This window comes from Ideonella sp. P3_A4, assembly GCF_056403075.1.
Window position 1 is genome coordinate 1 of record NZ_JBFUGE010000509.1, and the last position, 4358, is coordinate 4358.

Annotated in this window: 4 protein-coding genes; all 4 read right to left on the reverse strand. The window is 68.3% G+C overall.

Features of this window, described 5'->3' with window-relative positions:
• Nucleotides 1–213 precede the first annotated feature (213 nt).
• From AC1DYI_RS27830 to AC1DYI_RS27845, 4 genes are read right to left on the reverse strand one after another with little or no spacing between them, the layout of a single operon-like run.
• Entirely contained in the window at nt 214–837 is a 624-nt protein-coding gene (locus AC1DYI_RS27830; protein ID WP_477207365.1) for a glutathione S-transferase N-terminal domain-containing protein, read from the reverse strand.
• Between the two features lie 13 nt (nt 838–850).
• Nucleotides 851–1834 (reverse strand): quinone oxidoreductase family protein, encoded by a 984-nt coding sequence (locus tag AC1DYI_RS27835; RefSeq protein ID WP_477207366.1) that lies wholly within the window; start codon nt 1832–1834, stop codon nt 851–853.
• A 35-nt stretch (nt 1835–1869) separates the two neighbouring features.
• Nucleotides 1870–3219 (reverse strand): MFS transporter, encoded by a 1350-nt coding sequence (locus tag AC1DYI_RS27840; RefSeq protein WP_477207367.1) that lies wholly within the window; start codon nt 3217–3219, stop codon nt 1870–1872.
• A 14-nt stretch (nt 3220–3233) separates the two neighbouring features.
• A complete protein-coding gene (locus AC1DYI_RS27845) occupies nt 3234–4253 on the reverse strand; it encodes a porin (protein WP_477207368.1) in 1020 nt (339 codons plus the stop codon).
• Nucleotides 4254–4358: the final 105 nt, after the last annotated feature.

Consider the following 4358-nt stretch of genomic DNA (forward strand, 5'->3'; position numbering starts at 1 on the left):
GCAGGGTGGTGGGGGTGCCTGTCTTCGGGGGCTCTCATTCGCGGTCGCCCCCACGGGTCTAGGGCACCAAAGGGTGAAGATGCGGATTAACGTGGCTCACCTCGGCAGTCGACCGCGAGCGAGCCGCAGAAGGCAGGTACCCCCGACGCCCTGCCGCCGCGACCATCGCAGGTGGAATGTCTCCTTCGGGCCGAGTGGGCCCGTGGAACCGCCTCAGCGCGCAGCGACCTCTTCTGCGGCGAGTGCTGCCTGCACTGCTGGCTGCGCGTGGTACGCGGTGCGGAAGCGGTTCAAGCCTTCGAGGCCGTCGAACGGTCCGCCGAGCGGCACGATCCAGCGCACAAAGACACCGAGGTAGGCATCGGCGATTGTGAAGCGGCCGCCTTCGAGCCATTCATGCCACTGCAGGCGTTGCTCGAGGTGATCCAGCGCGGTGAAGAGTTGCTCGCGGCCGCGCGCGCGGATCGCAGCGTGCATCGCCGGGTCGTTCGAGTAGCGCTCGGGCCGGTTGATCGGGCGGAATGCCGCTGTGTGAACCTCGGCGGAGATGTAGCCGATCCACGCTTGGATGCGCGCCCGCTCGGCGCCACCCGCCGGCGCGAACAGCGGCGTGCCGGGGCGCAGGTCGGCCAGGTAAGGCAGGATGGCCGAGTTCTCGGTCAGCACGCTGCCGCAACCCAGTTGCAGCGCCGGCACGCGGCCCAACGGGTTGACGTGGTGGATCGGCGAATCGGGCTGGCGCAGCGGCACGCTGACCACTTCGACCGGCAGCTCGAGCGCCTGCACCACCACCTGTGCGCCCAGGCAACAGGCGCCCGGCGAGACGAAGAGCTTCATCGCCGCCATGACGTCACGGCACCAGGATGGTCGCGCCGATCGTCTTGCGCGACTCCAGTCCACGGTGCGCCTCGGCCGCATCGGCCAGCGCATGCACCTGCTGCGGCTCGCTCTTGATCTTGCCCTGCAGCACCAGGTCGAACAGCTCGTCGGCCATCTTCAACAGGTTCGAACGCGGCAGCGCGTAGTCGACCATCGCGGGCCGCGTGACCGACAGCGAGCCTTTCATCGCCAGCAGCGTCACGTCCATCACCACCGGACCGGAGGTGGTGCCGTTGCTGACCAGCGTGCCCCGCTTCTGCAGGCAGTCCAGTGAGCCGATGAAGGTGTCCTTGCCGACCGAATCGAAGACCACCGGGACGCCTTTGCCGTCGGTGAGCTCCTTCACCCGCGCGACGAAGTCTTCCTTGTTGTAGTTGATGACGTGGGTGCAGCCGTGCTGCTTGGCGACCTCGGCCTTCTCGTCCGAACCCACGGTGCCGATCATCGTCACGCCCAGCGCCTTGGCCCACTGGCAGGCGATCAGGCCAACGCCGCCAGCGGCAGCGTGGTACAGGATCGTGTCGCCAGCCTTGAGCGGAAAGACCTGGCGGAACAGGTACTGCGCGGTCAGGCCCTTCATGATGATCGTCGCCGCGGTGCGGTCGGAGATGCCGTCGGGCAGCTTGATCAGCACCTCGGCCGGCATCACGCGTGCTTCCGAGTAGGCGCCCAAGGGGCCCAGCATGTAGCCGACGCGGTCGCCCGGCGCGAGGTAGGTCACGCCCTCGCCGACCGCTTCGACCACGCCCACTGCGTCCGAGCCCAGGCCCGAACCCACGCCTTCAGGCAGCGGCGCCGGGTAGCGGCCGATGCGGAAGTAGATGTCGATGAAGTTGACGGCGATGCCGGTATGGCGCACGCGCACCTGGCCCGGGCCGGGCTCGCCGACGTCGACGTCTTCGAACTTCAGCACCTCGGGGCCGCCGGTTGCGTAGAAGCGAATGGCCTTGGTCATGGGGTTCTCCTGGGAGGAAGTGGAGGGGTCAGGGTTCAGGCGGTGGCCGGGTCGGCGGGAAGCTGGGTCAGGTCGTCCGCCGCGCTCAGGCGCACGCTGGCCAGCGCGGCCACGTCGTCCTCGTAGCTCAACGCGGCCTTGACGAACAGCAAGGCGGCCACGGCACCGAAGGCCGTGATCACGATCAGCGCCATCGTCAAGCCCATGGCATCGGACAGCACACCGGCCAGGAAGGGCCCGAGCGCCAGGCCGAGCAGGTTCTGGAACAGCGACAGCACGGCGGCGCCGGTCGCGCGCAGCGACGGGTGCACCACGTCGATCACCACCGAGGCGATCGGGCCCACACTGCAGGTCATCACGAAGCCTCCGGCGATGATCCAGTGCAGTTGATGCTCGTACGGCGCGGCTCCGAAGGCAAAAGACAGCAGCAGCATGGCGACGAAGCACAGCACCGCCACCACCAGAAGCTTGTTGTGCTGGCGCCGCTGCGCCAGCCGGTCAACCACCGAGCCCCAGACAAAGCTGCCCAGTGCGCCGGCCAGCACGACCACGGCGGCCTGCTTGCCCGCCTGCTCCGGCGCGACGTTGTGCACGCGGTTGAGGAAACTCGGCAGCCACGACCAGATCGCCGAGACCACCACCAGTTGCATCGCACCGCCCAGGCACGCCCACAGCATCGTGCGCGAGCGGAACAGCGCGCCGGCAATGTGGCGCGCCACGCTGCCGGCCGATTCAGTGGCGCGTTGCAGGCGCGGCGTCAGCGGCACGGTGCGGTAGTCACGCACAGCCAGGTAAGCCAGGGCCAGCACCAAGCCGGGCAGACCGACGACGCCGAAAGCCGCCTTCCAGCCCCAGCGCGCGGCGATCACGCCACCCAGCAGCACGCCCAGCACCGAGCCGAGCGACGCGGCGGCGAAGAAGGCACCCAGCAAGGCCGATCGCAGGCGGGCCGGGAACAGGCTGGCGATCAACGCCGCGCCCACCGAGCCGTAGCCGGTTTCACCCACACCGACCATGGCTCGCGCGGTGAACAGCTGGGCGTAGTTGCCGCAGAACATGCAAGAGACGGTGGCGGCGCTCCACAGCGTGCCCATCACCACCACGCTGCGCACGCGGCTGAAGCGGTCGGCCAGCAGCGCGACCGGAATCGCGCCGACGGCCACCACCAGCGAGATCACCGAGACCAGGCCGCCGAGTTGCTTGTCGCTCAAGGCCCACTCGGCTTTCAGGTACGGGAACAGCGAAACGATGACCTGGCGATCGATGTAGTCGAACAGCATCAGACCGAAGGTCATCGCAAACGCGAACCAGGCCTGGCCGGGGCGGACGAGGTAGCCACCGCCGGCGCTGCCGGGCGACGTCTCGCCGATCGCATGCAGGTGCATCGCCTTCTCCGGCGTCAGAAGCCGTGGCGGATGCCGAGGTCGGCGCCGTTGACGCCTTCGTTCGGCGCCGTGACCGCACCGTTGACGGTGGCCGCCGCGCCATCGCGGTTGGCCAGGTGGGCGTAGCTGCCATACAGCGCCGTGCGCTTGGACAGATGGTGCACGAACCCGAGGCCGGTGCGGGTCGTCGTGCCGATGTCCGTGCCGGCGGGTGACTTCAGCACCGACTGCGCGATCGAGACCTTCAGGTCGGTGGTGCCGACCGTGTACATGCCGCTCAGCTGCATGCCGTGGCTGTCCGGGCCCTTGCCGCTGTTGGCGCGGTCGTACAGGCCGTACAGCGTGAAACTGCCGAATTTGTAGCGCGCGCCGAGCGTGAGGCTGTTCAGGTCGTCGATGGCCGGGTTGTAGTAGCTGGCGAAAGCCACATGGCCCGAAAACGCGCCCCCCTGCCAGCCCAGGCTCAGGCCGGTGTACTTGCCTCCGGTGGGCGAGCTTTCGTTGGCGCTGGCCATGGCGTGGGCGACGAATCCGCCGAGCGTGTTCGGCGTCAGGTAAGTGACCGAGTTATTGGCGCGGATGTTGGCCGGTTGCGCGACTTCCATCGAGCCCAGCAGCACCTGCTGCGCCGCCACGCCCTGCGGGCCGAAGGCATCGTAGGTCGCGTGGATCAGAAAGGTCGGCGTGTACTGGCGGCCCAGTTGCACTTCACCGAAGCGGCTGCCCAGGCCCACGTAGGCCAGGCGGTTCCAGAACAGGCCCGGCGCCGGCGAGGCCTGGGTGCCGGTATCGCTGTTCAGGCCGGTCTCGATCAGGAAGTTGGCCTTCCAGCCGTCGCCCAGCTCCTCGGTGCCGCGAAAGCCGAGCCGGCTGCCCATCAGGCCGCCGGTACCGACCTGCTTGTTGTCGCTGACCGAGCCGCTGCCCCAGCCGAGGTTGGTGTCGATGACGCCGTAGACGACGGCGTTCGACTGCGCACCTGCGGTGCCGGCCAGGGCGCACAACACGGCGCTCGCGAGGAGGTGACGGTTCATTCGGCTTGTCTCCGAGGGTGGCTGATGTGTGAATTGTTCGAATTCACACCCCAGGGCGATGCCCATTCGGCGACGCCGACTTGCCCTTTGGTGACAGCTGAGGGT

Bases quoted from the DNA above. Each gene is read 5' to 3' on its own strand.
- AC1DYI_RS27835 (WP_477207366.1), bottom strand. From the start codon at position 1,834: ATGACCAAGGCCATTCGCTTCTACGCAACCGGCGGCCCCGAGGTGCTG.
- AC1DYI_RS27845 (WP_477207368.1), bottom strand. From the start codon at position 4,253: ATGAACCGTCACCTCCTCGCGAGCGCCGTGTTGTGCGCCCTGGCCGGC.
- AC1DYI_RS27840 (WP_477207367.1), bottom strand. From the start codon at position 3,219: ATGCACCTGCATGCGATCGGCGAGACGTCGCCCGGCAGCGCCGGCGGT.
- AC1DYI_RS27830 (WP_477207365.1), bottom strand. From the start codon at position 837: ATGAAGCTCTTCGTCTCGCCGGGCGCCTGTTGCCTGGGCGCACAGGTG.